At 54.7% G+C, this 2384-nt stretch carries 1 protein-coding gene; it reads left to right on the forward strand.

The window, feature by feature from the left end:
• Positions 1-301: 301 nt before the first annotated feature.
• A partial coding sequence (locus tag QZL67_RS06700) for an S-layer homology domain-containing protein (protein ID WP_292920035.1) occupies positions 302-2384 on the forward strand: 2083 nt, incomplete at its 3' end.

Here is a 2384-nt window from a genome sequence, read left to right on the forward strand (position 1 = left end):
CCGCTGTATTACAGCCAATGTTACAGTTTCATTACAAGACAAAAAAACATCTTGAAAGTTTCCCGTTTGTTTGCTAAGATGCATGCTGTGAAGAGATTCTGTTCTCATTTCCCCGGCTTAGATACGGGACCGGCTAGCCACAGTATGTGGGCCGGGAAAAGAAACGACGCAGAAGATCTTCCGAACTTCTAAATGCCGAAAGGCCGGTACATACATCTTTTAAAATGGGTTCCTCCGGGAATCCGGCTTGAAAGAGGAATGGGCGGGCCGGACGGTAAATTCAAAAGGAGGAGAAAATCCCATGAAGAAGTTCCTTTCTCTGGTTCTGGCTCTGGCGATGACCATGTCTCTGGTCACTGTCTCTGCTGGCGCCAAGGACTTCACGGACAACAGCAAGATTGATTACAAAGAAGCTGTTGACGTGGTGTCCTCCGTGGGGATCGTTGACGGCTACGAAGACGGCGCCTTCAACCCCCAGAACACTCTGACCCGTGGCGCGGCTGCTAAGATCATCTGCAACCTGATCCTCGGGCCCACCACCGCCAGCGCTCTGCGCGCTGACACCGCTCCCTACAGCGACGTTCCTACCACCAACAACTTCTCTGGCTACATTGCTTACTGCCAGAAGGAGGGCATCATCTCCGGTTATGCCGACGGCACCTTCAAGCCCGGCGCTTCTCTGACCGGCTATGCCTTCATGAAGATGCTGCTGGGTGCCCTGGGCTATGACAGCTCCATCGAGGGCTACACCGGTGCCAACTGGTCCATCGCCGTTGGCAAGCGCGCCATCGGCATCCGCCTGGACGACGGCAACGACAACTTTGTTGGCGTGAACGCTGTCACCCGTGAAGAGGCTTGCCTGTATGCCTTCAACACCATGAAGGCCACCATGGTCGACTATGATTCCAAGATCACTGTCGACACCAACGACGGCGGCTCCGTCACTGTTGGCAACAACAGCGCTTACGAGCTGTCCAACTCCTCCAAGACCGACGGCTATATCAAGGACGACGGCAAGATGCAGTTTGCCGAGAAGTACTTCGATAAGCTGAAGGGCGTGGCTGACACCGATGACTTCGGCCGTCCCGCTACCACTTGGAAGTATGATGGCGACACCATCGGCACCTATGCTGACGACGCCGATGCCACTTATGTGGTTGAGGATGCCAAGAAGGATCTGTCCGTGCTGGTCACCGACAGCGATTACCTGGGCTACTCCGCTAAGGACGTCAAGGATACCGCTGACGTGTATCGCAACGGCAAGCTGATGGGCGAGTACGCTGACCTGGATAATAAGGACACCCTGGCCGGTAAGGGCGATATTATCGAGGCTTATGAGAACGACGACAACGATGTTGCTACCATCGTCATCCGTTCTTACACCTATGCCAAGATCGACGACGTTGACAACGATCTGTCCTCTTCTCTGAAGAACAAGGGCGCTTCTGTCGGCGTTGATCTGAAGGACATCGACGGCACCAACATGGGTACCTACTATGATAACCATGATGATGACGACAAGGTCCTGAACGGCTTCGATGCTGATACCTATGAGGAAGGCACTGTCCTGGCCGTGGCTATCTCCGACAAGGACGACACCACCATCCTGGACAGCTATGTTGCCAAGTCCGTCAAGGGTACTCCCACTGCTGCCCGTCAGGTTGCTAAGGATTCTACCTACAACGTGACTGCTGGTGACATCACCATCGACGGCACCAAGTACGTCTATGCCGCTCAGATGACCGGCATCGAGGACGGCGAGAATGTTGACTTCGACAACGAGTACACCGTGTACCTGACCGCTGAGGGCTATGCTCTGGCTGTTGACGGTGCTGCGTTCGCTACTCTGGACGATGTCTACTATGTGGCTGGCGTGTACACCGAGAACACTCGCGGCACGATCAACTACTATGCTCAGGCGATCTCCGTCACCGACGGCACCGAGCATCAGCTGAAGCTGGCTGGCCAGACCGCTGGCGATCTGACCTATGATGCGGCTGACAACAAGTTCGACAATCAGGGTACTACCGGCCTGTACGTCATGACCGAGGACGACGACAAGTACACTGCTAAGAAGTACATTGGCCAGGACGGCTACACCGTGGTCGAGGATACCCTGTCCAGCAGCGTTGACAGCGCTTCCACTGTGATCCGCTTCACCGCTTCTGGCAAGAACGCCTACAACAACTCTGCTTCTAAGAACGAGACGGCCAGCCGTCTGTATCTGGACGACACCACCTTCTTCATTGGTATTGAGAAGGATTCCACCGATATCGACATCAAGACTGCCACCGGCAAGATGAGCGTCGATAAGGCCTCTTCCAGCCTGAATGTCTATGCCATCTACAAGGACGGCAAGGACGACGCCGTGTTCGTGATCTATG

Source organism: Oscillibacter sp. CAG:155 (genome assembly GCA_000436875.1).
Classification (GTDB): Bacteria; Bacillota; Clostridia; order Oscillospirales; family Oscillospiraceae; genus Oscillibacter.